This window comes from Falsiroseomonas frigidaquae (assembly GCF_012163145.1).
Classification (GTDB): domain Bacteria; phylum Pseudomonadota; class Alphaproteobacteria; order Acetobacterales; family Acetobacteraceae; genus Falsiroseomonas; species Falsiroseomonas frigidaquae.
Genome location: NZ_JAAVTX010000004.1, coordinates 511,076 through 536,900 on the forward strand (window position 1 = coordinate 511,076; position 25,825 = coordinate 536,900).

A 25,825-nucleotide genomic window follows, 5' to 3' on the forward strand; every position below is an offset into this window, starting at 1 on the left:
ATGGTCCTGATGGTGATTACCCTGCTGGCTTCCTGTGTCCTCATCTAGTCGCCGCTTCCTGCTGTTTGCCCCCCTGGCACTGGCGGCCTGCTCCGGCCTGCCGCAGCCCTTCCGGGGGCGGCCCGGCGCCGTGGCGCGCCGGCTGCGCCTGCCGCCCGGCTACCGCGTGGCAGTGCCGCATTCGACGCAGCTTCTGCTGACGGATGGGGAGGCCACCACCCTGTCCCGCGCCCTGGCGGCAGCACTGGTGGCGAATGAGGTGCCGGCCGTCTCCGGCCCGGGCCTGCCGCTGGACTGGCAATTGGTGGTGGCGGCGGACCGGGAGGCGGGCCAGGTGGTGCCGCGCTACGCGCTGCGCGACGCGGATGGCCAGGCGCTCGGCATGCTGGTGGGCCGGCCGGTCCCGGCCTCGGAATGGGCGGAGGGCGGGACCGCCCTGCTGGAACGCATCGCCAGCGAGGCGGCCGCGCCGCTGGCCAATCTGGTGGGCCGCATCGATGCCCAGCGCCGCACGGGGGATGAAAGCGCGGTGGGTGGCGGGCCGCCGGTGCTGCGACTGCTGCCGGTGCGCGGCGCGCCGGGCGATGGCAATCGCAGCCTGACGGCGCGCATGCGCGACAGCCTGGCGGGCCTCGGCTTCCGGGTGCAGGACGAAGCCCAGGGCGCGCAATTCGCGGTGCAGGGAGAGGTTACGGTGGCCGCGTCCGGCCCCGGCCTGCAGCGGGTGGAGATCGTCTGGATCGTTTCCCGCCGCGATGGCGAGGATCTCGGCCGGGTGCTGCAGTTGAACGAGGTGCCGGCCAATACGCTGAACGGGCTTTGGGGCGATGTCGCCTTCGTGGTGGCGGAGGAAGCCTCTGGCGGGGTGCGCGACGTGGTGTTCAACGCCGGCGGCTTTCCCGGTGCCGCCAATGCCGCGGCGCAGGCCGGCGCGGCCGCAACCCCGGCCACCACGCCGGCGACCGGGGCGCCAGCGCCGGCCCGCTGAGAACGGCGCGCTGAGAACGGCGCGCTGAGAACGGCGCGCTGAGGAGGGGGCGGCATCGCCGCCATGCACACCCGTCATCCAGACGCGATGGACACCATACCGTCACGTTGCTACCAAGCCGCCCGACCGCCGTGGCGCTTTTTTCCACGGTCCCGCCCGTCTTTTTTCGTACTCCTTCCCCCGGGGTTCGCGCGCGCCATGAAGATTATTGCCTGCAACAGCAACCGCCCCCTGGCCGAGGCGGTCGCCGCAGCGCTCGGCATCGCGCTGACCCAGGCCTCGGTGCGCCGCTTCGCCGACATGGAGATCTTCTGCGAGATCCATGAGAATGTCCGCGGCCAGGACGTGTTCGTGGTGCAGTCCACGAGCTATCCGGCCAATGACAACCTGATGGAGCTGCTGATCATGCTGGATGCGCTGCGGCGCGCCAGCGCGCGGCGCATCACGGCGGTGATCCCGTATTTCGGCTATGCCCGGCAGGACCGGAAATCCGGCAGCCGCACGCCGATCTCGGCCAAGCTGGTGGCCAACCTGATCGTCGAGGCCGGCGCGCACCGCGTGCTGACGATGGATCTGCACGCCGGGCAGATCCAGGGCTTCTTCGACGTGCCGGTGGACAACCTGTTCGCCGCCCCCCTCTTCGCCCGCGACATCCAGGAACGCTTCGCCGGCCGCGACCTGATGGTCGTCTCCCCCGACGTCGGCGGCGTGGTCCGCGCGCGCGCCATTGCGGCGCGCATCCACACGGACCTCGCCATCATCGACAAGCGCCGGCCCCGCGCCGGCGTGTCCGAGGTGATGAACGTGATCGGCGAGGTGGAAGGCCGCGACTGCATCCTGGTGGACGACATCGTCGATTCGGGCGGCACGCTGGTGAATGCGGCGGAGGCGCTGCTGAAGAACGGCGCGAAATCCGCCAGCGTCTACGTAACGCATGGTGTCTTCTCGGGCGGCGCGGTGGCCCGCGTCGGCGCCGCGCAGATCGAGCACATGGTGGTCACGGACAGCATCCTGGCCACCGAAGCCGTTCGTGTTTCCCGCAACATCAAGCAGTTGACCATCGCGCAGCTACTGGCCGAGGCGATGAAGCGGATCAGCGAGGAATCCTCGGTCAGTTCGCTGTTCAACTGAAACATATACTTGCAGAAGGCCGGAATATCAGCGGGTTCCGGTCCCTTTCCGGCCATGATCCGGGCGCTGACTGGGCTTCCTGAAGAACAAGGAAGCCCTCGCATGGAACGCCGCAGATTCATCCTCGCCGGCCTCGCCGGTGCCATCGCCGCGGCCACGATCGGTGGCGCCGAAGCCGCCACCCGCGCGATCAGCACGCCGAGCCCCGCACCACTTCCCGAACCCACGCCGGAAGCCAGGCCGGCGGTGGCGGAGCAGGCGGAAGTCGATGCGCTGATGCAGGAGGTTCAGTGGGGCCCGCCGCCGGGCCGCCCCCGGCGTGGCCGTCGCCCGCGCTGCTGGATGGAACGCCGCCGCGTCGCCTTCCGCGACCGCTTCGGCCGCATCCGGCATCGCTGGGTGGAGCGGCGAGTCTGCCGCTGAGGCGCATGGTACCGCCACGGACCGACGATCGCCGGTCCGTGGCGTTCCTGCAGCTCAGGCCATGCCACCCCGCGCCGCAACCGGCCATAGGCACTCCACCCGGCCGCGGCGCACGCCGACATACCAGTCGTAGCGGTCCACCGTCGGGTCGCAATGGCCCGGCACCAGGCGGACCGTCTGGCCGAGGCGCGGCAGCATGGCGGGGTCTTCCGCCTTAAGGTTGCCGTGCTCATCCGAGGCGCCGGTGTAGCTGACGCCGGGGAAGCCGTGCACCAGGGGCAGGCCGCTGTCGATCGCCACCGCCTTGTGGCCGGCATCCACCACGCAGAAGCCGGGGCGCGGGGCGGACATAACCTGCGCCAGCACGAAGAGCGATTGCTTGAAGGGCGGCGGGTCCTCGTTGCGGCCGTAATCAGCATCCATGAAGGCGTAGGAGCCGGCCTGGATCTCGTTCCAGATGCCGCTGGCCACCTCGTTCCGAAAAGTGCCGGTGCCGGCGCCGCCGATGATGGCGCAGTCCAGGCCGCGCTGGCGCAGCTGCTCCACCGTGCGGCGGGTGCCTTCCGCGGCGCCGGCAATGGCCTCGGCGCGGGCTTCCGGCGTGCGGCGGTGCTGGGCGTTGCCGTGGTAGGATTGCAGCCCGCCGAAGATCAGGTGCCGGCTGCTGGCGATGCGCTCGGCCAGCGCCACCGCCTCCGGCCCCGGGGTCACGCCGCAGCGGCCGGCGCCGCAATCGATCTCGACCAGCACCGTCATGCGCAGGCCGGCGGCCTCGGCCGCGGATTCGATGGCGGCGATGCCGTGTTCGTGGTCGGCGCAGACGGCGACCTTGGCGATGGAGGACAGCGCGGCCAGGCGGGCCAGCTTGCGGGGTGCGATCACCTCGTTGCTGACCAGGATATCCGGCACGCCGCCCCAGGCCAGCGCCTCGGCCTCCGCCACCTTCTGCACGCATTGGCCGATGGCGCCGCGCCGCATCTGCTGCAGGGCGATGATGGGGGATTTGTGCGTTTTGGCATGCGCCCGCAGCTTCGTGGCCGTCGGCGCCAGGATCGCCGCCATGGTGTCCAGGTTATGCTCGAAGGCATCGAGGTCCAGCAGCAGCGCGGGGGTCTCGACATCCTCCTCGCGCATCCCGGGTTCGGCGGGCGGGGCTTGCAGCATCTTTTCGAATCCTCAGTCGGACAGGGCGGCGGTCAGCGCGGCCATGATCGGGTCGATTTGCGAAAGGTCGTTGTAGCCGTGGAAGCTGATGCGGATGCGGCCGCGGCCATTCCAGGCCAGCACGCCGCGCGCCGCCATCCCCTCCACCACGCGGGAGGCCCGCTCATGCGCGATGCAGACGCTGGCGCCGTGCTGGCGGGGATCGGGCGGGGTGATGCTGGGGATGCCCGCGGCATCCAGCCGCGCCAGCAGCGCCACGGTCAGCGCCTGCACATGCGCCTGCACGGCGGCGCGGTCGAAGCGCTCGTGGTGGTCCATCGCGGCATGCAACGCGTAGCAGGGCGCGTGGGCCGGGTTGCCGCGGGTGAAGCGGCCGGCGTCGGGGCGCAGGGCCAGGGGCGCCGCGTAGTCGGGGCGCGGTCCCGTCACGATGGAATACCAACCGGCCGTCGCCGGCGCCCAGCTGCGCTGGCGGGCCTGGTTCCAATAGGCGATGGCGGTGCCGGTGATGCCGAGCATCCATTTGTAGCAGGCGGAGAAGGCGAAATCGGCGATGCTCGCCTCGATCGGCATCCAGCCGCTGCCCTGGGTGAAATCCACCACCAGCATCGCGCCCACGCCATCCGCCGCCGCCCGCAGCGCCACCAAATCGTGCCGCCGCGCATCGAGGTATGACACGGCGGAGACGGCCACCATCCGCGTCCGCGCATCGGCGGCGGCGGCCACCGCATCCGGATCCGCCATGGTCACGAAGCGCAGCTCCACGCCCTTCACCGAAAGCGGCGCGACGACGGAGGCGTATTCGTTGCGGTCGATCAGCACATTGTCGCCGGGGCGCCAATCCAGGCTCTCCACCAGCATCGACATCCCCTCCGCCACCGAGGAGACAAGGCCGATCCCCTCCACCGGAACGGACCATTCGCGGGCCAGCCGCGCGCGCAGCCGCTCCACCTCCGCATCCAGCTTCGCGCGGCCGGCGGGGCCGGTGGATTTGTCCAGCGCGTGGCGGGACAGCGCCATGGCCTGCGCGTGCAGCACGGGCGTTTCGCCGGCGGCGCAGACATGCACCAGGCCGGGCGGGATCATGAAATCGGTGGGGTCGAACAGGGACATGCGGGCCTGAGGGTTGCGCTTCGCGGCCAGCTTGGCACGCTGTCGGGCAAGGAGACAGCCAACGCCATGGATTTTGCCCTGACCGAACAGCAGGAAGCCCTGCGCGACGCGGTGACGCGCATCTGCGCCCGCTTCGGCGATGACTACTGGCTTCAGGCCGACCGCAACCACCGCTTCCCGCAGGAATTCCACGCCGCCATGGCGGAGGATGGCTGGCTCGGCATCTGCATGCCCGAACGTGTCGGCGGCGCCGGGCTCGGCGTGACCGAGGCGGCGATCATGATGCAGGCGGTGGCGCAGTCGGGCGCCGCCATGTCCGGCGCCTCCGCCATCCACATGAACATCTTCGGGCCGATGCCGGTGGTGGTGCATGGCACGGCGGCACAGCAGGACCGCATGCTGCCGCCGCTGATCTCGGGCGCGGAGAAGGCCTGCTTCGCGGTGACGGAGCCGAATACCGGTCTCGACACCACGCAGTTGAAAACCTTCGCCGCGCGCAGCAACACGGGCTACGTCATCAAGGGCCAGAAGGTCTGGATCAGTACGGCGCAGGTCGCCGACCGCATGCTGATCCTGGCCCGCACCACGCCGCTGGACCAGGTGAAGAAGCGCAGCGAGGGCCTGTCGCTGTTCTACACGCGGCTCGACCGCAGCAAGGTCCAGGTGCGCGAGATCCCCAAGATGGGCCGCCATGCCGTCGATTCGAACGAGCTGTTCATCGACGGGCTGGAAGTGCCGGAGGAAGACCGCATCGGCGAGGAAGGCCGCGGCTTCGACTACATCCTGCACGGGCTGAACCCGGAACGCATCCTGGTGGCCGCCGAGGCCATCGGCATCGGCCACGCCGCCATCGCCCGCGCTTCCGCCTATGCCAAGGACCGCGTGGTGTTCGGCCGCCCGATCGGCCAGAACCAGGCCATTCAGCACCCCCTCGCCGCCTGCTGGATGCAGCTGGAGGCGGCGCGGCTGATGGTGATGCAGGCCGCCTGGCTCTACGACCAGGGCCGGCCCTGCGGCGCGGAGGCGAATGCCGCGAAATACCTGGCCGGGGAGGCCGGCTTCAACGCCTGCCAGCAGGCGGTGATGACGCTGGGCGGCTATGGCTACGCCCAGGAATTCCACCTGGAGCGCCTGTTGCGCGAAAGCCTGATTCCGCGCATCGCCCCGGTCAGCCCGCAACTCGTCCTTTGCTACATCGCCGAGCGCGTGCTCGGACTGCCCCGGAGTTACTGACCGCATGCTCGCCGAACTCGAAGCCCAGGCCACGCGGCACGAAACCCCCTGCGGCACGGGGCGCATGGTCTGGCGCCTGTGGAATCCCTCCGGCGGCGCGCCGGTGATGCTGCTGCATGGCGGCAGCGGGTCCTGGCGCCACTGGGTGAAGCAGATCCCGTGGCTGGCCGCGCAGCGCATGGTGATCGCGCCGGACCTCCCCGGCCTCGGCGAGAGCGACGACCCGCCGGACCCGCAGGACCCGGCAACCATCGCCGGCGTGCTGGTCGAGGGGCTGAAGACGCTGGTGCCGGACACGGCGGCGATGGACCTGGTGGGCTTCTCCTTCGGTGCCATCACCTCCGGCCACGTCGCGCGGCTGCTGGCGCCCAGGCTGCGCAGCGTGACCATCTGCGGTGCCGGCGCCCTCGGCACGCCGCGCAGCCCAACCAACCTGGTGAAGGTGCGCGACAAGACGGGCGCCGAGAAGGTGGAAGCGCATCGCCACAACCTCGCTAGCCTGATGTTCGCGGATGCCGAGAAGATCGATGCGCTGGCGCTGGAGATCCAGGAGATCAACTCCAAGGCCGCGCGGCTGCGCAGCCGGCAATTCGCGCCCAGCGGCAATCTGAAGGACGCGCTGGCGGCGGCGGTCGGCGTGCCCGTCAATGCGGTGTGGGGGGAGCGGGATGCGGTGGCCTGGCCAAACCTGCATCTGCGGATCGATGCGCTGAAGGAAGCCCGGCCGGATGCCCGCGTGGCCGTGGTGCCCGGCGCCGGCCATTGGGTGGCCTATGAGGCGGCGGCCGAGCTCGATGCGCTGCTGGCGGACTGGATTGCACCAAACCGCTAGATCGACGAACCAAAGGTGCCCGTTTTCGTTTAAAGTCCCGATAGGCCTCGTTGGCCCCCGGGAGCAGTCAGCTTGAGTATCTTCAAATCGATCCTTTCCAAGATTTTCGGCGAGCGTGACGCCGTGGCCGGCACGCCCGCCCCAGCCAGCGGCGCCAAGGCCGCGCCGTTGCCGCAGGTGGATGTGGAGGTGGTGCTGATGAAGATGGCGGCAGCCTCCAAGCAGAAGCTGGATTGGCGGCGTTCCATCGTCGACCTGCTGAAGCTGCTCGGCCTTGATTCGACGCAGGATTCGCGGCGCGAGTTGGCGAAGGAGCTGCGCTACCACGGCGACATGGCGGATCTGACCACGCTCAATCTCTGGCTGCATCGCCAGGTGATGACGAAGCTGGCGGAGAATGGCGGCCGCGTGCCGAATTCCCTCCGCGCCTGAGCCGGGATGGGCGGCCCGCTTCAGCCGCCCATGCGTTCGCGGTAGCGGGCGCCCCAGCCCTCGCCCCGCACCCAGGCCAGGAAATTCTCGGCACTCGGTGCCTGCTGGGTCACGGCGCAGACGCTGCGCCAGGCCAGCGCATGCATGCAGGAGGTGACGGGCGCCTCGCCGACGAAGGGCTGCCCCAGTATCGGACCCAGCGTCGGCATGCCGGTGCCGAGCATCGCAACTGCCTGCACGCGCCCCGCCGGCAGCGCGGCCAAGGCGGCGGCCGCCCCCTGCGCCGTCATGGCGTAGATCGGGTGGAAGCTGCCATCGGCCATGGCGCCGCGGGAGACCTCCGCCACATCGAAGCCGCGCGCGGTCCAGTAGCCCACGGCGGCATCGGTCAGGTCATCCGGATAGGGCGACACCAGCCCGATACGCTCCGCGCCCACGACCCGAAAGGCATCCCGCACCGCCAGCGCGGCGGTGATCACGGGAATGCCCAGCGCATCCTGCATCCGCGCCACCAGCGCATCCTCCTCCGCCACCCCCGCATAATAGCTGGCACCGGTGCAGGCGAAGGCGATGGCGTCGATCGGCGCATTGGCGAATTGCGCGGCGGCGCCCGGCAGGTCACGCAGGTAGTCCAGCAGCCGGGCGATGATGGTGGGCTTGGTGCTGGTCATGCGGGCATTCAGCATCGCCACGCCGGGCGGCCAGAGCATGGCGAATTCCGGCTCCACCGTGGTGTTCGCCTGGGGCGTCAGCACGCCGACCAGGCCGCGCGGGGCGTATTCGACCGTCATCTGCTTCCCTCATGCCGTGGCGGCGCAGACTGCCATGCAAGTCGCTTGTCCGTCAGGCCCTGGCGAGGCTTACTGCCGCCTTCGCCGCCCGTCCGGAGGATTTCGATGCGTCGCCGTCACCTGCTGTCCCTGCTGCCCGGCGCCCTCGCCGCTCCCTCCCTTGCCGCTGCGCAGGGCAGCTATCCCACGCGTACGGTGCGGGTGGTGGTGCCCTTCCCGCCGGGCGGCACCACGGATTTCATCGCGCGGCTGGTCTGTGCCCGGCTCACCACCGTCTTCGGCCAGACCTTCGTGGTGGAGAACCGCGCCGGGGCCGGTGGCACGCTGGGCTCCGACCAGGTGGCGAAGAGCCCGCCGGATGGGCTGACCCTCATCGTCTCCAACATCGCGAGCTTCGGCGTCGGGCCCAGCGTCTACCGCTCCATGCCCTACAACTCCGTCACCGATTTCGCGCATGTGGCGCTGATGGCGGAAATCCCCTCCGTGCTGGCGGTGAATGTCAGCAGCCCGATCCGCAGCCTGGCGGATTTCATCACCGCGGCGAAGGCACGGCCGGGGCTGAATGTCGGCTCCCCGGGCAATGGCACCTCCTCCCACGCCAAGCAGGCCATCCTGCAGCGTTCGGCGGGCATCGAGACCACCCATGTGCCCTATCGCGGCAGCGGGCCGATGATGAACGACGTCGCCGGCGGCGCGCTGGAATCGATGATCACCACGCTGGTCGAGGCGGGCCGGAACGAGCGCTTCCGGCTGCTGGCCGTCACCGCCGATTCGCGGGTGCCGGGCTGGCCGGACCTGCCCACCTTCAAGGAGCTGGGCCACCCGGACCTCGTCGCCTCCACCTGGTTCGGCCTGTCGGCCCCCGCCGGCACGCCGGCGCCGATCGTCAACCGGCTGAACGCCGAGGTGCTGGCGGCGCTGGCGACGCCCGAGATCACCGCCCGCCTGATCGAGACCGGCGCCACGCCGCGGCGCATGACGGCGCCCGAATACAGCGCCTTCGTCGCGGCGGAGGTGCGCCGCTGGGCAGCGGTGGTGCAGCAGGCGGGCATCCGGCTGGACTGAGCCCGCCAGGCGAAAAAGGGGGGGCTCGCGCCCCCCCGTCCTCACAGGATGAAGTCGCTCTCGGTCAGCGCCAGCTGGCCGGCCAGGCGGATCACCATCTCCGGCCCTGCGCCGTCGCCGCCATCCACCTGCACGGCGGTGCCGTTCGGCCCCACCAGCAGCCGCGCCGAGGCCTGGCCGCCGCCGGCGAAGGCGCCGGTTCCGACGAAGACGAAGTCCTCCGCGAAGCCCTCGAAGCTGATCCGGTCGCCCTCGGCCGAGGAGAAGTCGAGGATGCGGCTGGCTGCCTCGCGCGGGCTGTCGGTGAAGGCGCCGAACACGAAGATGTCCGCGCCCGCGCCGCCCCACATCACGTCGGCGCCCTCGCCGGCCACCAGCGTGTCGTTGCCGGCCTGGCCGAACAGGCGGTCGGTACCCGCGCCGCCGACCAGCAGGTCGTCGCCATCGCCGCCCACCAGGCTGTCGTTGTCGGCCTCGCCCTGGAGCGTGTCGTCCCCGGTGCCGCCATTGAGGATGTCGGTCCCGGCACCGCCCAGCAGCATGTCGTCGCCGCCGCGGCCGAGCAGGCGGTCCGCACCCGCGCCGCCGGCCAGGTCATCGCCGCCGGCGCGCCCGACCAGCCGGTCCGCGCCCTCGCCACCCATCCGCTCGATGCCACCAAGCCCGATCAGCGCCAGCAGCGGGTCATGGTCGCTGGATTGCTCGGCGAATTCGCTGTTCACATGCACCGCATCGAAGCGCGTATCGCCGGCCAGGCCCGCACCGACCAGGATGTGGTCCAGCGACTGGCTGTTGCCGTCGAAATTGTAGGAGTAGCGCTCCAGCGGCGGCAGCGTCTCCGTCAGGTTCACCAGCGGCGCGCCGGGGCCGGCCAGCGCCTGGATCGGCTCCTCGAACTCGAATTCGTTGAGGTCGCCGAGCACCACCACATTGGCGTCCGCATCTGCCGCGAGCAGGGTGTCCACGAAGCCGCGCACCGCCTCGGCCTGGGCCTGGCGCTCATCCTCCGAGCCATTGACCGGCGGCTGGTTGGCGCCGAACAGCGGCTGGCTGCCGCCCTTGGAGGAGAAGTGGTTGTTCACCACCGTCACGGACTCCCCCTGGAAGGTGAAGTCGGCGATCAGCGGCACGCGCGCGCCGGCGAAGGCCGCGTCATCCACCGTGCGCAGCGACCCGTCCACCAGGTCGACCCGCTCCGGGTTGTAGAGGAAGGCGTTGCGGATGTTGCCGCCCGGCTGGCCGCCGACGCCGCCATTGATGACGAAGGGGTTGTCGGCGAAGGCATAGAGCGGCCCGCCGGCTTCCACGATGGCATCGACCAGCGCCTGCAACGTCGCCGCGGCGGAGACGAGATCCGTGATCTCGCCGCCGTCGCCATCCTGCACTTCCTGCAGCGCGATGATGTCCGGCGTCTTCAGGTTGGCGACGATATCCTGCGCGATGCGGGCAAACTGGCCCTCACCCACATCGTCATCGACGTTGTTCGCGGTGCCGCCGGAGACGAGGGACTGGTCCTCGACCTTGGGGTCCAGGTTCAGCACGTTGTAGGTGGCGATCAGCAGGTCGGCACCCTCGGCGCGGAAAGTGGTGACCTCGCGCTCCAGCGTGCTCGGTGCCGTCACCGTATAGGCCTCGGTCGGGATCAGCTCGAAATTGCCGAAATTGTAGCCGATGACGCCGGTGACGTTGCCGAGCTGCGCGCCGACATCGACGGCGGGTGTGCCGGAGGCGAAGACGCCGGTGTCCTCGTCGATCTGGATGCGCTCCGGGTTGAAGTCGCCGCCCACCGTGTTGGTTACGCCGGCGCCGCCGGTGCCCGGCTCGATATTCATCGTGCCGCGATCGCTGAGGCCGGTCGCCTCACCGACCACCGTCCAGATCTCGCCGAAGCCGTTGGTGGCGCCGACCACCTTGGGCGCCACCAGCGTCACGCGCATCGCTTCCAGGCTCTCGAAGAACGTCACGCCTTCCGCCAGCGATTCGGTCGGCGGCAGCAGGCCGTTCGGGCCCAGCACCACCGCATCCGGCAGCGCATTGCCGGAGGAGGTGACCAGGCTGGCGCCGGCACCGCTGGCGGTGATCTGGGTGGTGGAAAGGTTGCCGGTGGCGGCGCCGCCGGGGATGAACTCGCTGACCGTGCCGGTCACCGTCACCGCATCGCCCACCGCCACGCCGGGGGCGCTGCTGGTGAAGATGAAGATGGCGTCGGAGGTTGCGGCATCGCCGTCGCCCGTCGCGTCCTGCAGGTAGTAGCCGTTGCTGTCCACGGCGGTGACGATACCGCTGCTGCGGACCTGCTGGCCGACCAGGGCGGAGGCCAGGCCGCTGCCCTGGATGGTGTGGATCGCGGTCAGCGGCAGCGCATCCGCCACCGTCACATCCACGGTCTGCGGGTCGAGGTCGTCGTAGGCGGCATCGGTGGAGGTCGCCGTGATGGTGATGGCCAGCGCCTCCGTGCCCTCATCCACGCCATCCTCGATGGCGGAGACGGTGATCTGCTGCGGCTGGTCCCAATTGGCGGCGGTGAAGACCAGGCTGCTGCCGGACAGGGACAGGTCGGCGCCCGGCGCGGCCAGCATCACGGTGACGTCGGCGGCGGGCTGGGTGCGCAGCACCACGGTGAAGCTGCCGCCGGCGCCGCCCTCATCCAGGGCGAGCTCGCTGGCGGAAACCACCAGGCCGGGGGCCGATTCGCCGCCAAAGGACTGGCCGGCATTCAGCGTGCCGAAGCTGTTGGAACCGGACGTCGCCGCCCAGGTGAAATCCTCGTATTCCGTGCCGGTGCCGGTGAGCTGCAGCGCCGAGCCCAGCGGCTCCGATCCCGCCTGGGCCACGCCGATATCGGTGCTGGTCATCCCGACGGCCGGGCCGTCCGCGGCGGTCAGCGTGCCCTCGTAGCTGAGGAACTGCACCACATTGCCCAGCGCATCCACCAGCGCGATGGCATCCGGCGCGCCGTTCTGCAGGCCGTTTGCGGGGTAGGACACGACCGTGGTGCCGAAGCCGCCGCCCTGGTCCGGCAGCACGCCGGACAGGCCGTTCAGCGCCGCCGGGCTCTCGTAGACCTGGCTGTTGGAGCCATTGTAGCGGACCAGCGTCCAGCCGGTCAGGTCGGTGCCGGCGGGGCCGGCAATCTCGATCCGCTCATCGGCATCGGCGCCGTCATTGTCGTAATGGATCTCATTGATGAAGACGCTGGTCATGGTCCCGCCCCTGGTTACGGCGTGGCGGAGGTAGCCGCGGCCCCAGGGTGACGTCCCGTTAAGATATCGAGGCAACGGCGCCCAGGGCCGCTTCTCGCGGCAGGGTGATGGCGCGGTGCGAAGCGGGCACGGACAGCCTCGCCCCTGCGGCCCGGCCCGGTGTAAGAAGCGTGACATGACCGATCGCCCCCCGAAGGAGCCGCCGCCACCCGCCCCCGGCCAGGCGGCGGCCAAGGCCGCGCGCGAGGCCAGGCTGGCTGCCGCGCTGCGGGAAAATCTGCGGCGCCGCAAGGCGCAGGCCCGCGCCCGGGCCGAACCCCTGGCCACGCCGAAGCCCGAGCCGGAAAGCTGAGCCGGGCCGGATTGGACGCCCCGGCCAGCATCGGGTAACCCCGCCCTCCCCCGTCACCCGAGGCCGCTGCCACATGTCCATCATGCCCGACACCTGGATCCGCCGCATGGCGCAGGAAACGGCGATGATCGAGCCCTTCGTCGAATCGCAGCGGCGGGAAGGCGTGATCTCCTACGGCCTGTCCAGCTACGGCTACGACGCCCGCCTGGCCGACGAATTCAAGATCTTCACCAATGTCGACAATGCGGTGGTCGATCCCAAGGTGTTTTCCGACCAGGGATTCGTGACGCGCCGCGGCGAGACCTGCATCATCCCGCCGAACAGCTTCGTGCTGTGCCACACCATCGAGTATTTCCGCATCCCGCGTGACGTGCTGGTGATCTGCCTCGGCAAATCCACCTATGCGCGCTGCGGGCTGATCGTGAACGTCACGCCGCTGGAGCCCGAATGGGAAGGCCAGGTGACCATCGAGATCAGCAACACCACCCCCCTGCCCGCCCGCATCTACGCCAATGAGGGCATCTGCCAGTTCCTGTTCCTGCAGGGCAGCGCGCCGCCCGAGGTCAGCTATGCCGACCGCAAGGGCAAATACATGGGCCAGCGCGGCGTCGCCCTTCCCAAGCTATGAGCAAGCGCGCGGCACGGGCCGCGGGCCCCATCCGGGGCCTCGGGCGCCCTCCGGTCGTCCGCGATATGATTTCGACCCGCGCAGGAAAGCACCTCTGATGGACCGCATCCGCATCCGCGGCGGCAAGCCGCTCTCCGGCAACATCCCGATCGGCGGCGCCAAGAACGCCACCTTGCCGCTGATGGCCGCCGGGCTGCTCTCCGACGGGCCGCTGACGCTGGAGAACGCGCCGGACCTGGCGGACATCGCCACCATGCGCGCCCTGCTGGTGCAGCACGGCATGAAGGTGGAGCACGACAAGGCGCAGCGCCGACTCGTGCTGTCCGGCGCCGCCGAGAATCTCGAAGCGCCCTACGACCTGGTGCGGAAGATGCGCGCCTCCGTCCTGGTGATGGGGCCGCTGGTCGCCCGCTTCGGCGAGGCACGCGTCTCCCTGCCCGGCGGCTGCGCCATCGGCACCCGGCCGGTGGACCTGCACATCAAGGGGCTGGAGCAGATGGGCGCCGTCTTCGACCTGGAAGGCGGCTACATGCATGCGAAGGCCCCCGGGGGCTTGCGTGGCGCCACCATCATCTTCCCGCAGGTCAGCGTCGGCGCGACGGAAAACCTGCTGATGGCCGCCACCCTGGCCGAGGGCACGACGGAGTTGGTGAACGCGGCGCGGGAGCCGGAGATCGGCGACCTCGCCATGTGCCTGATGCGGATGGGCGCGCGGATCGAGGGCATCGGCACGGATCGCCTGGTCGTCGAGGGCGTCAAGCGCCTCGGTGCCGCGACGCATCCGATCATCCCCGACCGCATCGAGGCCGGCACCTATGCCTGCGCCGCCGCCATCACCGGCGGCACCGTGCTGCTGGAAGGCGCGCGGATGGTGGACCTCGGCGCCGTGGTGCGGACGCTGCGCGAATGCGGGGTGGATGTGGCGGAGGAGACGGAGGGGCTGCGCATCACCCGCAAGAACGGGCTGCGCGGCGCCGACGTGATGACGGAGCCCTTCCCCGGCTTCGCCACCGACATGCAGGCGCAATTCATGGCGCTGATGTGCGTGGCGGAGGGCGCCAGCATGATCACGGAGACGATCTTCGAAAACCGCTTCATGCATGTGCCGGAGCTCACCCGGATGGGCGCACGTATCAAGTACCATGGCCAATCCGCCATCGTGCGCGGCGTGCCAAAGCTGTCCGGTGCTCCGGTGATGGCGACCGACCTGCGCGCCAGTGTGTCCCTGGTCCTGGCCGGGCTGGCGGCGCAGGGCGAGACCATCGTCAACCGCGTCTACCACCTGGACCGCGGCTATGAGTCGCTGGAGCGCAAGCTGTCCGCGGTCGGGGCGGAGATCGAGCGGGTCTGATCCCGCTCAGGCGTCCGCCCGCAGGACGAAGCGCAGTTTCTCCGCCAGCTCCTGCCGGCGATAGGGCTTGGACAGCAGCACCACGCCGGGGTCCAGCCGGCCGTGGTGCACCACCGCATTCTCGGTGTAGCCGGAGGTGTACAGCACCCGCAGCCCCGGCCGCAGCAGCAGGGCGGAGACGGCGAGCTGCGGGCCGGACATGCCGCCGGGCATCACCACATCGGTGAACAGCACGTCGATCGCTGCATCGCCGCGCAGGATGTCCATCGCCTCCCGCCCATCCCGTGCGGACAATACGGTGTAGCCGAGCAGTGTCAGCTCACCGACGACATGGGCGCGGACCATGTCGTCATCCTCCACCACCAGCACCGCTTCGGTGCCGCCGCCGATGCGGGTGGGGCGCGGCGGGGTGCGCGCGGCGCCGGCACTGATGGCGCGCGGCAGGAACAGCTTCACCGTGGTGCCCTGCCCGGCCTCCGAGTAAATCTTCACATGGCCCTGGGACTGCTTGACGAAGCCATAGACCATGCTGAGGCCGAGCCCGCTGCCGCGGCCGAATTCCTTGGTGGTGAAGAACGGCTCGAAGACCTGGGCCATCACCTCCGGCGGCATGCCATGGCCGGTGTCGGTCACGGCGATGACCAGGTACTCGCCGGGCGTCACCTCGTCATTCTGCGCCGCATATTCCGCATCCAGTTCCGCCTCCGCCACTTCCACGGTCAGCAGGCCACCACCCGGCATGGCGTCGCGCGCGTTCAGCGTCAGGTTCAGCAGCGCCGCCTCAAGCTGGGAAGGGTCCACCAGCGCGGGCGGCAGGCCCGGCGGCAGTTCGAAGCGGCATTCCACATAGGCGCCGAGGGTCCGGCGCAGCAGCGGCTCGATCCGCCCGATCTCGGCGGCCAGATCCGCCGCCCGCGGCTCCAGCGGCTGGCGGCGGGCGAAGGCGAGCAGGCTCCGGGTCAGCTCCCCGCCACGCTCGGCCGCCATGCGGGTGGTGTCGGCCAGATGCAGCAGGTCCGCATCATGCTCCAGCCGTTCCGCCAGCAGCTCCGCGCTGCCGATGATGACGGTCAGCAGGTTGTTGAAGTCATGCGCCAGCCCGCCGGTCAGCTGCCCCACCGCCTCCATCCGCTGTGCGCGGAGCAGCTTGCGGTTCAGCTCGACGATCGCCTCCCGCTGCTGTTGCAGTGATTCCGCGCTGCGGTTCAGCACCGCCATCAACCCGCCGAGCTCGCCCTTCGGATAGGGCGGCGGGATGCGGGCGGACAGGTCGCCTTCCCCCAGGCGGGCGGCCATCGTGGCGATGCGCGCGACCTTGCGGCGGATCGCCACCTCGCCGATCACCCAGACGGAGAGGCCGAGCAGCAGGGACAGCACGGCAAGGATCGCCAGATCCTCCCGCAGCCGGTGATCCGCCGGCGCCAGCAGATCCTCCCGGTTCTGCCCCACCAGCACCCGCAGTCCGGATTCCGCGACATGCGGTGCGGAGGCGGCCGCCCAGATGAAGGTCCTGCCGGCTTCGTCCTGCAGTTCGGCGCGTTCGCCAACCGCGGCGGACAGGGCGAAGCGGCCGAGCTGCGTGTCCAGGATGGAGCGGCCGGCGTGCGGCCTGCCCCCGGGGGCAGGCTGCCAGACCAGCACGGTGCCCTGCGCGTCCAGCAGCAGGATCTCCTTGCCCGCGGCGAGAAGCTGCAGATCCTCCTGCACCAGGCGCAACAGGTCGAGCGACGCCAGCAGCACCAGTTCCAGGTCGCCCGCCCAGTTGCGGACCGGAAAGGCCACCTGCAGCACCGGGCTGCCGGTCAGCCGGCCGAAGGCGGGCTCCAGCACCAGCCCGTCATCCATGGTCTGCGCCCGCTGGAAGTAGCCGCGATCCGCCAGGTCGAGGTCGCGCCCACTCTGCAGCGAATCGCAGAACAGGCGGCCTTCCTGGTCGATGGTCAGGATGCCGGTGTATTGCGGATATTGCGCGCGCACCCGCGCGAGGAAGGCGGAGCAGCCGTCGCGGCTTTCGGCCTGGATGTCCCGCGCCCGGGCCAGGCCGAACAGCAGCTGCCCGGTGGCGAAGATGCGGGCCTCGAGGTCCCGCGCGACGTCGGCCGCGGTGGTGACCAGCCGGACGGTTGCCGCGTCGGCCTGGTTCCCACGCTCAAGAATCGATCTCAGACCGAGCAGGAGACCCGGCACGATCATGGCCATGGCAACAAGCCACAGCAATCGAGCACGGATGCTCATGCCCAGGCCACCCCCCCTTTTCGGCCTCCGAAGCCCGGGTATGGTCAGCCCGGCCGGGGGCTGGCGCAGTCTGCCCCCTGGCGGGCGCCGTCCTGGCGCTGCAGGCGGATGATCCGGTCCATGCCCGCGAAGCGGGGCACGGACGGCGCATCGCCGGTTAAAACGATGCTGACATGATCACGGGGGCGCTGCAACCGCGCCGGGCGCGGCCGGACCGCTCAGCGGAACATGCCGCCGCCATCCACGTCGACCACCGTGCCGTTGACGTAGGCCGCGCGCGGGGACGCCAGGAACACTGACAGATCGGCGATCTCGGCGGCCTCGATGGGGCGGCCATAGGGCAGCCCGGTCAGCGTCTCCGCCCAGCGCTCCGGATCGCCGAACTTGATCTCGGCGTTGACGCGCGCCTGGGTCTCCATGCGCTCCGTGCGCGTTGCAGCCGGGTTGATGCCGAGCACCCGCACGCCGCTGGCCTGCGCCGCGCCACCCAATGCCGAGGTGAAGGCCACCAGCGCCGCATTGCCGGCACCGCCGCAGATGTAGCCCATGCGCGGGGCGCGCCCGGCCATGCCGATGATGTTCAGGATCACCCCGGCGCGCTTCGCCTCCATCCCGGCGTAGTAGAGCTGGCACATGTGGATGTAGCCGAGCACCTTCAGGTCCCAGGCCTGCTGCCAGCGGGCGAAGGGAATGTCCTGCAGACGGCCGGCGGGAATCGCGCCGGCGTTGTTCACCAGGATGTCCACCTCGGGGAAGGCCGCGTGCAGGCGTTCCCGCTCGATCGGCTGGGACAGGTCGGCGGCCAGCGTCTCCACCCGCACCTGCGCCGCGCCACGCACCGTATCCGCCGCCGTACCGAGCGTCGTGGCATCGCGCCCGACCAGCACCAGGTCGCAGCCCTCCGCGGCGAAGGCCTGGGCGCAGGCGAGGCCGATGCCCTTCGAGCCGCCGGTGATCAGCACCCGGCGGCCCGCGAGGTTCATGTCCATCCGCGTCAGACTTCCATCTCGATGACGAAGGGCCGGTCGCTGGAGAAGCTCTGCCGCATCAGGTCGGCCACGCCTTCCAGCGTGTTGGTGCGCGCGGCCTCCACGCCCATGCCGTTGGCGAGCTTCACCCAGTCGAGGTTGGGGTTGCCGAGGTCCAGCATGTCCATCGCCGTGCGGCCCGGATTGGCGCCGACGCCCTGATATTCGCCGAGCAGGATCTGGTACTTGCGGTTGGCGATGATGATGGTGGTGATCGGCAGCTTCTCCCGCGCCTGGGTCCACAGCCCCTGCAGCGTGTACATGCCCGAGCCATCGGCCTGCAGGTTGATGACGCGCCGCCCCGGCGCGCCGATCGCGGCACCCGTGGCCAGCGGAATCCCGCAGCCGATGGCGCCGCCGGTGATGTGCAGCCAGTCATGCGCCGGCGCGGCGTGGCTGAACTTGTAGAAGCCGCGGCCGAAGGACACCGATTCGTCCGCGATCACGGCATTGTCCGGCATCAGCGCCGCCAGCGTCTGCGCCAGGCCTTCCGGGGTCGGCGTACCGCGCCCGGCTTCCGGCCGCGGGCCGGGGCTCGGGATGGCGGCGGCGGGGGCGCCGAGTTCATCGGCCAGCGCAGTCAGCGCCTGGATCGGGTCGGCCTCATACCGCGTCAGCAGCAGGATGTCGGCGTCTTCCCGGTGGTGGCGGGACGGCTTGTTGGGATAGGCGAAGAAGCCGACCGGCGCCTTGCTATTGACCAGGATGATGGTGGTGTAGGGCTTCAGCGCCTCGATCGCGAGATCGACCGGATAGGGCACGCGCTCCAGCTGCATGCGGCCCTGGCCGCGCTCGACACGGCTGTTCGACATCTCGGCCAGCACATGCGCGCCGGTCGCCTGGGCGATGCGCCAGGCCAGCGCCTGCGCCTGCTGCGTCAGCGCCAGGCCGCCGAGCAGGATCAGCACGTTCTGCCGCCCGCGCAGCGCGCTGGCGGCGTTGCGGATCGCCAGCGGGTCCGCCTGCGGGGCGGCGGGAACCGGCAGGGCCGCGGCCGGTCCATCCGGCGCCTCATCCCAGCAGACGTCGGAGGGCAGGATCAGGCTGGCGATCTGGCCCGGCGAGGTGCGCGCGGCCTGCACGGCCACCGCCGCGTCGCGCGCCACTTCCGTCGCCCGCTCCACTGTCCGCACCCAGCCGGAGACACCCCGGGCAAAACCTTCGGTATCGGCGGTGAGCTGCGCGTCCAGTGGCCGGTGATAGGTCGCCTGATCGCCGACGCAGTTCACCATGCCGGAGCGCGCACGACGGGCATTGTGCAGGTTGGCCAGGCCGTTCGCCAGGCCGGGGCCGCAATGCAGCAGCGTCGCCGCCGGCTTGCCGGCCATGCGGAAATAGCCATCCGCCATGCCGGTGACGACATTCTCCTGCAGGCCGAGGACGCAGCGCATCCCGGGGATGCGGTCCAGCGCCGCGACGAAATGCATCTCGCTGGTGCCGGGATTGGCGAAACACGTATCCACCCCCGCGCCGAGCAGGGTGTGCACCAGACTTTCGGCTCCGTTCACCGCAATCCTCCCGAACAACAGGGGCGCAAGGTGCGCGGGCGGGCCTTCGGCCGCAAGGGTGGGGGGCGCTCGCCGTCCACTCATTTGGTGTCCGGCGCATGGACGGTGGGTTACGTAAAGCACGGGATTTCGCAATCATGACGCTCGCGTCAGAACGGGAGGTTCGGCGTGTGGGGGAGGATTTCGGGCATGCCACGCTTGGCCGTCGCATTCTTCTGCTCGGGCTTCGCCGCCCTGCTGTGCCAGATCGTCTGGCAGCGCATGCTCGGCATCTTCGCGGGTTCGGACACCATCTCGGCCGCGCTGGTGGTGGGCGCCTTCCTGGCCGGGCTCGGACTCGGCTCGATTCTCGGGGCGAAGCTGGCCGACCGGCTTTCGCCGTTCCACGCGCTGCTGGGCTTCGCGCTGGCGGAGGCCGGGGTGGCGGGCTTCGCGCTGGTCTCCAAGCTGTTCCTGTACGACCTGCTGGCCACCGGCCTGGCCGGCGTGGTGGACAGCCCGGCGGCGATCTTCGCGCTGTGCTTCGCCGGCCTGGTGCTGCCGACCACCCTGATGGGCGCGTCCCTGCCCCTGCTGGCACGTGCGGTCGCCACCAGCCTGGACACGGTGGCGGAACGCATCGGCAGCCTCTACGGGCTGAACACGCTGGGTGCCGGGCTGGGCGCGCTGCTCGGCGGCTGGGTCCTGGTGGGCCATCTGGGCTTCGTCGGGGCGCTGGCACTGGCGGCGGGGCTGGATGTGCTGGCAGCGGGCCTTGCACTCACCCTGTTGCCCGGCCTGTCCCGCATTGCACCGTCGCCACCGGCGCGCGTCGCCACCGCGGAAGCGGAACCCTTCGGCAGCCTGCGCCTGTGGTGCCTGCTGGTGTTCCTGTCCGGCTACATCATCGTCGCGCTGGAGATCGTCTGGGTGCGCCTGATGGGCCAGGTCGGCCAGTACCACGCCTACCTGTTCCCCACCGTGCTCGGCATCTTCCTGCTGGCGGATGGAGCAGGGATCGCGGTGGCATCGCGCATGGTGCGGCGGATGCGCGACCCGCGGCCGGCCTTCTTCCTGACCCAGGCGGGCGGCTTCGCGCTGGGGGCGGCGCTGATCCTGCTGCTGGTCTGGGCGCTGCCGCACTGGCCGATCAACCAATACGTCTCGGCCGACATGCAGCGGCTGCGCGATGGCGGGCTGGTGACGACGGTGCTGCTGACGCTGGCCGTGGTGGGCCCGCCGAGCTTCCTGATCGGCATGACCTTCCCCTTCGTGCAGCGCGCCGTGCAGCAGGACCTCGCCAGCGTCGGCGCGCGGGTCGGCTGGGTGCAGCTGGCCAATATCCTGGGCAATGCGGCGGGGTCGATCCTGACCGGGCTGGTGACCTTCCACCTGATCGGCACCGCCGGCACGCTGCGGCTGCTGGCGGCGCTGTCGCTGCTGCTGATGCTGGGCTGGCTGTGGCGGACGGGGCGCGGCCGACCTTCCTGGGCAAGGCGGCCGGAGCTGGCGCTGGCGGCCGCCTGCGGCGTGGCGCTGGTGGCGCTGCCGGGCAATGCGGCGCTGTGGTCCCGCCTGCATGCCGAACAGCCGGGCCAGCGCATCGCCTGGTCCGAGGACCGCTCCGGCATCGCCTTCTTCCGCGATGACAACGGGGGCGACAGCCCGCCTCGCGAGGGTCCGCACGGCCCCTTCTTCATCCAGGGCTTCAGCCAGGGGCGCATTCCGTTCCTGCCGATCCACCAGTTCCTCGGCGCCGTCGGACCGCTGCTGCACCCAGACCCGAAGGCGGTGCTGTGCATCGGCATCGGCTCCGGTGGCACGCCCTGGGCGGCCGGCGTATCCGAAGCCACGCAATCGGTACGGGCCATCGAGCTGGTCGGGCCGGTGCTGACGGCGCATGCGGAGATCGCCGCCCGCTACCCCGCCAGCCCGATCGCGGAGATGGTGGGCAATCCGCGCTGGGCGCTGGAATACGGCGATGGCCGGCGCGCCCTGGCGCGGGGCGAGCAGCTATACGACGTGATCCAGGCGGATGCGATCCTGCCCGAGGGCTCGCATTCAGGCCTGCTGTATTCCGCCGAGTTCCTGCAGCAGGTCCGCGCGCGGCTGGCGCCGGGCGGCCTGTATGTGCAGTGGGGGCCGAGCCGGCGGGTGGTGGCGACCTTCGCCGCGGTCTTCCCGCACAGCCTGCTGCTGATGCCGGGCTCCGTGCTGATCGGCTCCGACAGTCCGATCCCCTACGACCCGGCGCGGCTGGCTCGGCGCTTCGCGCAGCCGGAGGTGGTGGCGCACCTGGCGCGCGGCAATCGCGACTTCGGCGACTATGCCGGCCTGTTCGCGGAGCCGGCACTGGCCTGGGAACCCGGGTCGCCGCGGCCGCCGGTACTGCTGACGGATGTCTTCCCGCGCGACGAATTCTACCTGAACAACGGCGTCCGCTACACCCACGCGCTGCGCCGGCCGGAGGATCTGCTGGAGGAGGAATAAGGCTCGTCCCGGTGGCACAACGGGCCCGAACGGCGCTGGCCGCGCCCGGCCACGGCGAAACCGCGCGGCGCAGCCGGATGGCGCCAGCCGGGGCCGCGGGATAGTCTGCCGCAACAAACTCGGTGGATGCGGTCGATGAAGAAGGTTCTGCTGGTCGGCTTCATCTGCGGTGCGCTGGCCGTGCTGGTGTTCCACCAAGGCACGCTCTGGGTGCTGTACCACCAGTTCGCGCTGATCAAGCTGCTGCCCTTCGTACCGGATGCCTTCCGGCCCGGCTCCCCGGGCTTCAGCATCCGCCCGGTGCCGCCCTGGGGCGTGCCGCAGGTGCTGTCCATGGCTTTCTGGGGCGGGCTTTGGGGCATTGTCCTGGCGGCGCTGATCCGCTGGGGGCGGATGCCGGACCTGCTGACCGGCTTCGTGCTGGGGGCGGTGGTCTGCACCGTGGTGGCGCTGACGGTGGTGGCGCAGTTGCGTGGCGCACCGATGTGGGCCGGCGGCAACACCATCATCTGGGCGCGTGCGGCGCTGCTGAACGGCGCCTTCGGCTGGGGCGCCGCCTTCCTGATGCGTCCGTTTTCCCTGCGCGGCGGCTGAACCATCTCGACCAGCCGGGGCAGTTCAACCCCGGCGGTTCAACCCGTCATCCGCCCCAGCAACCGGGTCAGGTCGGCCAGGGACCGGCAGCCGGTCTTGCGGCGAATGGCGGCCAGGTGGTCCTGCGCCGTCGCCACCGCGATCTTCCGCGTCGCCGCGTGCTGCGCCACGCTCCGCCCGGCGGCGAGCGCCGCGGCCAGCGCGCCCTCGGCCGGCGTCAGCCCGAAAGCCTGGCGCAGCAGCGGCGCGCGGGGATGGGCGCGGCTGTGGTCATCGGTCACCAGCAGCATGACGCCGGTGAATCCCTCCGGCGCACCGGGAGCATCCAGCCGTCGCAGCGGCATCGCCTGCACCAGGTAGGGCGGCGCTCCACTGGGCCGGGGCAGCGCCACGCTGGCGGCGTCCGGCATCAGCTTCACCTTGCCCGAGATGGAAGCGAGAGCGGAGCCCACCGCGCGGGCGAGCGCCTGCCTGGCTTCCGCATCCGGAGTGGCGAGGCCGCCCTCCGGCGCCAGGGCCAGCCCATCCCGTTGCGCCACCATGGCTTCAACCGCCGGGTTGGTGACGACGATGCGGCGCTGGCGGTCCAGCAGCACGACCCCCTGGCGCAGCGCGGCAAAGCCCGTGCGCAGCGCGCGCGCCGCCTGCCAGCCATCGGCGGCCAGCCTGTTCTGCAGCAGCAGGGTGCGGCGCAGATGCGGGAAGAGTGGATCGAGCAGTGCCTCCTCCGCCGGGCCGAAGGGGGCGGCGCGGGCGGAACGGTGGAAGGCGATGCGGCCGACCGTGCCATCGGGTGCCTGGACGGTCGCGGAAAGGCAGTGGAAGGCGCCATCCCGCGGGGCCTTCCATTCATTCCAGATGGCCGATCGGCGATAGGCGGAGACCGGCACCACGCGGCCCATGTTCAGCACGCCTTCGCCCTGCCGGGCCGCGGCGATCGCCCATGGGTCGCGGTAGATCCAATGGTCCTGGTAGCCGTTGGTGACATCGAGAGCGAGGCCGCCGCCTTCGCAACGGCTTTCCCGCAAAAGGCCCTGTTCGTACTGCATCAGGTGCACGGCGTGGGTGCTGGTCTGCAGTGCCTCGGCGAGCGGGGCGATCGCGGCGGCGAGTCCACGGCCGTCCAGCACGGCGGCGTAGATATCCAGCGCAAAGGCCTCGGGGGAAGGCGTGGCGGCCGAGATGCTCACGACCCGACACTCGCATCTTAACGGAAATGTGTAAATGATTACATCAATCCTGCGCGCCTCAGGGGGCGCGGCGGCCTCGCTTGCACGGCAGGCGGGGCGCGGCCACCTTGGTGCCATGCCCCTGCCCCTTCGCGTGCAACCCGACCCCACCGACCCGCGCCTGACCCGGCGCCTGACCGGGCTGGACCACACCGGCCAGGCGATCGAGACCAGCGTGACGGTGGAACGGCCGCTGACTCTGTACCTGAACGGGCAGGAGATCGTCACCATGATGACGATCCTCGACCGGCCGGAAGACCTGGCGCTGGGTTACCTGCTGAACCAGGGCATGCTGCGCCGGGCCGACCGCGTGACCGGCGTGGAATATGACGAGGACCTGCAGGTTGTCGTCGTCCGCACCGAGGCGAAGACGGATTTCGAGGCCAAGCTGCGCAAGAAGACCCTGACCTCCGGCTGCGCCCAGGGCACCGCCTTCGGTGACCTGATGGAGGATTTCGCCGGCGTGCGGCTGCCGGAGGACGCGCAGTTGCGGACTTCCTGGCTCTATCGCCTGCTGCACCAGATCAATACGCTTCCCAGCCTGTACCTGGAGGCCGGCGCCATCCATGGCTGCGCGCTGTGCCGCGAAGACCAGCCCATCGTCTACATGGAGGATGTCGGCCGCCACAATGCGGTGGACAAGATCGCCGGCTGGATGTTCCGGGAGAATGAGGCGCCGGAGGACAAGATCTTCTACACCACCGGCCGACTGACGTCGGAGATGGTAATCAAGACCGTCCGCATGGGCATCCCCATCCTGCTGTCCCGCTCCGGCTTCACCGCCTGGGGGGTGGAGCTGGCGCGGGAGGCGAACCTGACCCTGATCGGCCGCTGCAAGGGCAAGCGCTTCGTGGCGCTGGCCGGCGAACAGCGCCTGGTCTTCGACGCCGACCTCGCGCATGTGCCAGAGGAAAGCGCGAAGCATTGGCGCAAGAACAGCGCCGAGATGATGGGGTCCACCGATGCCGAATGAGACGCTGGCCGTGGTGCTGGCCGGCGGGTTGGCGCGGCGCATGGGTGGCGGCGACAAGCCGCTGCGCCTGCTCGCCGGGCGGCCCCTGCTGGACCATGTGCTGGAACGGCTGCGGCCGCAGGTGGCGGACATCATCCTGAACGCCAATGGCGATTCTTCCCGATTTGCCGGCTGGGGCTTGCCGGTAGTGCCGGACGGTCTGCCGGACCACCCCGGCCCGCTGGCCGGCATCCTGGCCGCGCTGGACTGGGCGGCGGCGGAACGGCCGGGCTTCGAATGGGTCGCCTCCGTCCCCGGCGATTCGCCACTGATACCCGGCGATCTGGTGGCGCGGCTGCACGCGGCGCGGGAGGCGGCGGATGTGCCGCTCGCCTGCGCACGCTCGGACGGCCAGGCCCACCCGCCGATCGGCCTGTGGCCGGTGGCGCTGCGGCACGATCTGCGCGCGGCGCTGGCTGCGGGCGAACGCAAGATCGACCGCTGGACGGCGCGTCACGGGATCGCGCATGCGGATTGGCCGACCCAGCCCCTCGACCCCTTCTTCAACGCAAATGCACCGGAAGACCTGGCGGAGGCCGAGGCGCTGCTCGCCGCCCTTGCAACCGGGCGCGGCTGATCCGATACAGAAGCGTTGCGTCGCACCGCCGTGCCGCACCTTGGGGAAACGCCCGAATGAAATCCGTGCTGTTCGGCGCACTCGCCGCCATCATCGTCGCCATCGGTGCGTATGCGGTGCTCGACCGCAATTTCCAGCAGACCGCGGACCAGCGCTACACCACGCAGGGCGTGCGGCTGTAGCCACTGACGCCTTCGGCTGACGAGACGGCTCGGAATCCGGGCCGCCCAGGCCTGCCCTCAGCCAGCGGCGTGCCCTCGCGATATGTTCAGCCTCGTGGCGCCGCCTTGTCCGGCGCGGCCCTTCCCTCGCCTTGAAGTCACATGGCGAAGGCGTCATGTCTCGCAGGCCGGCACTTGGCCGGTCGCAGCCGGAGGATGAAGCCATGGTTTGGAAGACCCCGAAGATCGTCGAAATCTCCCTGGCGATGGAAATCAACAGCTACGCGTCCGCCGAGATCGACTGAG

Annotated in this window: 24 protein-coding genes; 16 read left to right on the forward strand and 8 right to left on the reverse strand. The window is 70.4% G+C overall.

Annotated features, from left to right (window positions below):
• Positions 1–34: 34 nt before the first annotated feature.
• From HB662_RS15100 to HB662_RS15110, 3 genes are all read left to right on the forward strand, one after another.
• Entirely contained in the window at positions 35–988 is a 954-nt protein-coding gene (locus HB662_RS15100) for a hypothetical protein (protein WP_168050623.1), read from the forward strand.
• A 198-nt stretch (positions 989–1,186) separates the two neighbouring features.
• Positions 1,187–2,119, forward strand: a complete 933-nt coding sequence (locus HB662_RS15105; protein ID WP_168027646.1) for a ribose-phosphate pyrophosphokinase — start codon at positions 1,187–1,189, stop codon at positions 2,117–2,119.
• Positions 2,120–2,221: 102 nt separating this feature from the next.
• Complete coding sequence (locus HB662_RS15110) at positions 2,222–2,542, forward strand: hypothetical protein (protein ID WP_168050624.1); 321 nt, start codon at positions 2,222–2,224, stop codon at positions 2,540–2,542.
• Between the two features lie 54 nt (positions 2,543–2,596).
• Here HB662_RS15110 and HB662_RS15115 read toward each other — a convergent pair whose 3' ends face one another.
• Positions 2,597–3,706: a DSD1 family PLP-dependent enzyme gene (locus HB662_RS15115; protein WP_168050625.1), complete on the reverse strand. Its 1,110-nt coding sequence runs from the start codon at positions 3,704–3,706 to the stop codon at positions 2,597–2,599.
• 12 nt (positions 3,707–3,718) lie between these two features.
• Positions 3,719–4,819 (reverse strand): aminotransferase class V-fold PLP-dependent enzyme, encoded by a 1,101-nt coding sequence (locus HB662_RS15120; RefSeq protein ID WP_168050626.1) that lies wholly within the window; start codon positions 4,817–4,819, stop codon positions 3,719–3,721.
• A 66-nt stretch (positions 4,820–4,885) separates the two neighbouring features.
• Between HB662_RS15120 and HB662_RS15125 the strand changes: the two genes are divergently transcribed.
• From HB662_RS15125 to HB662_RS15135, 3 genes are all read left to right on the forward strand, one after another.
• Positions 4,886–6,052, forward strand: coding sequence for an acyl-CoA dehydrogenase family protein (locus tag HB662_RS15125; RefSeq protein WP_168050627.1), 1,167 nt, complete (start codon positions 4,886–4,888; stop codon positions 6,050–6,052).
• A gap of 4 nt (positions 6,053–6,056) precedes the next feature.
• Positions 6,057–6,884 carry an alpha/beta fold hydrolase gene (locus HB662_RS15130; protein ID WP_168050628.1) on the forward strand — a complete coding sequence of 276 codons (828 nt, stop codon included), beginning with the start codon at positions 6,057–6,059 and terminating at the stop codon, positions 6,882–6,884.
• Between the two features lie 72 nt (positions 6,885–6,956).
• Positions 6,957–7,316, forward strand: a complete 360-nt coding sequence (locus HB662_RS15135) for a DUF3597 domain-containing protein (protein ID WP_168050629.1) — start codon at positions 6,957–6,959, stop codon at positions 7,314–7,316.
• Positions 7,317–7,336: 20 nt separating this feature from the next.
• Here the strand turns inward: HB662_RS15135 and HB662_RS15140 are convergent, their stop codons facing one another.
• The gene (locus HB662_RS15140; RefSeq protein WP_168050630.1) at positions 7,337–8,107 is read right to left on the reverse strand and encodes a maleate cis-trans isomerase family protein; all 771 of its coding nucleotides are present in this window, start codon (positions 8,105–8,107) and stop codon (positions 7,337–7,339) included.
• 105 nt (positions 8,108–8,212) lie between these two features.
• Between HB662_RS15140 and HB662_RS15145 the strand changes: the two genes are divergently transcribed.
• Positions 8,213–9,172 (forward strand): Bug family tripartite tricarboxylate transporter substrate binding protein, encoded by a 960-nt coding sequence (locus tag HB662_RS15145; RefSeq protein ID WP_168050631.1) that lies wholly within the window; start codon positions 8,213–8,215, stop codon positions 9,170–9,172.
• Between the two features lie 41 nt (positions 9,173–9,213).
• On the opposite strand, the gene HB662_RS15150 is transcribed toward HB662_RS15145, so the two are convergent.
• Positions 9,214–12,375 carry an endonuclease/exonuclease/phosphatase family protein gene (locus HB662_RS15150; RefSeq protein WP_168050632.1) on the reverse strand — a complete coding sequence of 1,054 codons (3,162 nt, stop codon included), beginning with the start codon at positions 12,373–12,375 and terminating at the stop codon, positions 9,214–9,216.
• A gap of 175 nt (positions 12,376–12,550) precedes the next feature.
• Here HB662_RS15150 and HB662_RS15155 point away from each other — a divergent pair, with 175 nt between their 5' ends.
• From HB662_RS15155 to murA, 3 genes are all read left to right on the forward strand, one after another.
• Positions 12,551–12,727 carry a hypothetical protein gene (locus tag HB662_RS15155; RefSeq protein WP_168050633.1) on the forward strand — a complete coding sequence of 59 codons (177 nt, stop codon included), beginning with the start codon at positions 12,551–12,553 and terminating at the stop codon, positions 12,725–12,727.
• 73 nt (positions 12,728–12,800) lie between these two features.
• Positions 12,801–13,355: a dCTP deaminase gene (gene dcd, locus HB662_RS15160; protein WP_168050634.1), complete on the forward strand. Its 555-nt coding sequence runs from the start codon at positions 12,801–12,803 to the stop codon at positions 13,353–13,355.
• Positions 13,356–13,452: 97 nt separating this feature from the next.
• Positions 13,453–14,706 (forward strand): UDP-N-acetylglucosamine 1-carboxyvinyltransferase, encoded by a 1,254-nt coding sequence (murA, locus tag HB662_RS15165; protein WP_168050635.1) that lies wholly within the window; start codon positions 13,453–13,455, stop codon positions 14,704–14,706.
• A 6-nt stretch (positions 14,707–14,712) separates the two neighbouring features.
• On the opposite strand, the gene HB662_RS15170 is transcribed toward murA, so the two are convergent.
• The 3 genes from HB662_RS15170 to HB662_RS15180 all read right to left on the reverse strand — a co-directional run bounded on the left by HB662_RS15170 (position 14,713) and on the right by HB662_RS15180 (position 19,477).
• Entirely contained in the window at positions 14,713–16,941 is a 2,229-nt protein-coding gene (locus tag HB662_RS15170) for an ATP-binding protein (protein ID WP_168050636.1), read from the reverse strand.
• 218 nt (positions 16,942–17,159) lie between these two features.
• Positions 17,160–17,930, reverse strand: a complete 771-nt coding sequence (locus tag HB662_RS15175) for a short-chain dehydrogenase/reductase (RefSeq protein WP_168050637.1) — start codon at positions 17,928–17,930, stop codon at positions 17,160–17,162.
• A gap of 5 nt (positions 17,931–17,935) precedes the next feature.
• A complete protein-coding gene (locus HB662_RS15180) occupies positions 17,936–19,477 on the reverse strand; it encodes an acetolactate synthase large subunit (protein ID WP_168050638.1) in 1,542 nt (513 codons plus the stop codon).
• A 189-nt stretch (positions 19,478–19,666) separates the two neighbouring features.
• On the opposite strand from HB662_RS15180, the gene HB662_RS15185 reads away from it, so the two are divergent.
• A complete protein-coding gene (locus HB662_RS15185; protein ID WP_168050639.1) occupies positions 19,667–21,946 on the forward strand; it encodes a fused MFS/spermidine synthase in 2,280 nt (759 codons plus the stop codon).
• Positions 21,947–22,081: 135 nt separating this feature from the next.
• Entirely contained in the window at positions 22,082–22,540 is a 459-nt protein-coding gene (locus HB662_RS15190; protein WP_168050640.1) for a hypothetical protein, read from the forward strand.
• Between the two features lie 38 nt (positions 22,541–22,578).
• Here the strand turns inward: HB662_RS15190 and HB662_RS15195 are convergent, their stop codons facing one another.
• Positions 22,579–23,730: a helix-turn-helix transcriptional regulator gene (locus HB662_RS15195; RefSeq protein ID WP_168050641.1), complete on the reverse strand. Its 1,152-nt coding sequence runs from the start codon at positions 23,728–23,730 to the stop codon at positions 22,579–22,581.
• A 115-nt stretch (positions 23,731–23,845) separates the two neighbouring features.
• Here HB662_RS15195 and fdhD point away from each other — a divergent pair, with 115 nt between their 5' ends.
• The 4 genes from fdhD to pqqA all read left to right on the forward strand — a co-directional run bounded on the left by fdhD (position 23,846) and on the right by pqqA (position 25,824).
• A complete protein-coding gene (gene fdhD / locus HB662_RS15200) occupies positions 23,846–24,742 on the forward strand; it encodes a formate dehydrogenase accessory sulfurtransferase FdhD (protein ID WP_168050642.1) in 897 nt (298 codons plus the stop codon).
• Entirely contained in the window at positions 24,732–25,358 is a 627-nt protein-coding gene (gene mobA / locus HB662_RS15205) for a molybdenum cofactor guanylyltransferase MobA (protein WP_168050643.1), read from the forward strand. The genes fdhD and mobA overlap by 11 nt, the downstream gene beginning before the upstream one ends.
• Positions 25,359–25,414: 56 nt before the next feature.
• Entirely contained in the window at positions 25,415–25,540 is a 126-nt protein-coding gene (locus HB662_RS29720) for a hypothetical protein (protein WP_280864562.1), read from the forward strand.
• 155 nt (positions 25,541–25,695) lie between these two features.
• Positions 25,696–25,824 (forward strand): pyrroloquinoline quinone precursor peptide PqqA, encoded by a 129-nt coding sequence (gene pqqA, locus HB662_RS28805; protein ID WP_209443297.1) that lies wholly within the window; start codon positions 25,696–25,698, stop codon positions 25,822–25,824.
• The last annotated feature ends 1 nt before the right edge of the window (position 25,825 follow it).

Excerpts from the sequence above, each read along its gene's own strand:
- HB662_RS15105 (WP_168027646.1), top strand. The coding sequence starts at position 1,187 with ATGAAGATTATTGCCTGCAACAGCAACCGCCCCCTGGCCGAGGCGGTC.
- HB662_RS15110 (WP_168050624.1), top strand. The coding sequence starts at position 2,222 with ATGGAACGCCGCAGATTCATCCTCGCCGGCCTCGCCGGTGCCATCGCC.
- HB662_RS15115 (WP_168050625.1), bottom strand. The coding sequence starts at position 3,706 with ATGCTGCAAGCCCCGCCCGCCGAACCCGGGATGCGCGAGGAGGATGTC.
- HB662_RS15120 (WP_168050626.1), bottom strand. The coding sequence starts at position 4,819 with ATGTCCCTGTTCGACCCCACCGATTTCATGATCCCGCCCGGCCTGGTG.
- HB662_RS15125 (WP_168050627.1), top strand. The coding sequence starts at position 4,886 with ATGGATTTTGCCCTGACCGAACAGCAGGAAGCCCTGCGCGACGCGGTG.
- HB662_RS15130 (WP_168050628.1), top strand. The coding sequence starts at position 6,057 with ATGCTCGCCGAACTCGAAGCCCAGGCCACGCGGCACGAAACCCCCTGC.
- HB662_RS15140 (WP_168050630.1), bottom strand. The coding sequence starts at position 8,107 with ATGACGGTCGAATACGCCCCGCGCGGCCTGGTCGGCGTGCTGACGCCC.
- HB662_RS15145 (WP_168050631.1), top strand. The coding sequence starts at position 8,213 with ATGCGTCGCCGTCACCTGCTGTCCCTGCTGCCCGGCGCCCTCGCCGCT.
- HB662_RS15150 (WP_168050632.1), bottom strand. The coding sequence starts at position 12,375 with ATGACCAGCGTCTTCATCAATGAGATCCATTACGACAATGACGGCGCC.
- HB662_RS15155 (WP_168050633.1), top strand. The coding sequence starts at position 12,551 with ATGACCGATCGCCCCCCGAAGGAGCCGCCGCCACCCGCCCCCGGCCAG.
- dcd (WP_168050634.1), top strand. The coding sequence starts at position 12,801 with ATGTCCATCATGCCCGACACCTGGATCCGCCGCATGGCGCAGGAAACG.
- murA (WP_168050635.1), top strand. The coding sequence starts at position 13,453 with ATGGACCGCATCCGCATCCGCGGCGGCAAGCCGCTCTCCGGCAACATC.
- HB662_RS15170 (WP_168050636.1), bottom strand. The coding sequence starts at position 16,941 with ATGAGCATCCGTGCTCGATTGCTGTGGCTTGTTGCCATGGCCATGATC.
- HB662_RS15175 (WP_168050637.1), bottom strand. The coding sequence starts at position 17,930 with ATGGACATGAACCTCGCGGGCCGCCGGGTGCTGATCACCGGCGGCTCG.
- HB662_RS15185 (WP_168050639.1), top strand. The coding sequence starts at position 19,667 with ATGCCACGCTTGGCCGTCGCATTCTTCTGCTCGGGCTTCGCCGCCCTG.
- HB662_RS15190 (WP_168050640.1), top strand. The coding sequence starts at position 22,082 with ATGAAGAAGGTTCTGCTGGTCGGCTTCATCTGCGGTGCGCTGGCCGTG.
- fdhD (WP_168050642.1), top strand. The coding sequence starts at position 23,846 with ATGCCCCTGCCCCTTCGCGTGCAACCCGACCCCACCGACCCGCGCCTG.
- mobA (WP_168050643.1), top strand. The coding sequence starts at position 24,732 with ATGCCGAATGAGACGCTGGCCGTGGTGCTGGCCGGCGGGTTGGCGCGG.
- HB662_RS29720 (WP_280864562.1), top strand. The coding sequence starts at position 25,415 with ATGAAATCCGTGCTGTTCGGCGCACTCGCCGCCATCATCGTCGCCATC.
- pqqA (WP_209443297.1), top strand. The coding sequence starts at position 25,696 with ATGTCTCGCAGGCCGGCACTTGGCCGGTCGCAGCCGGAGGATGAAGCC.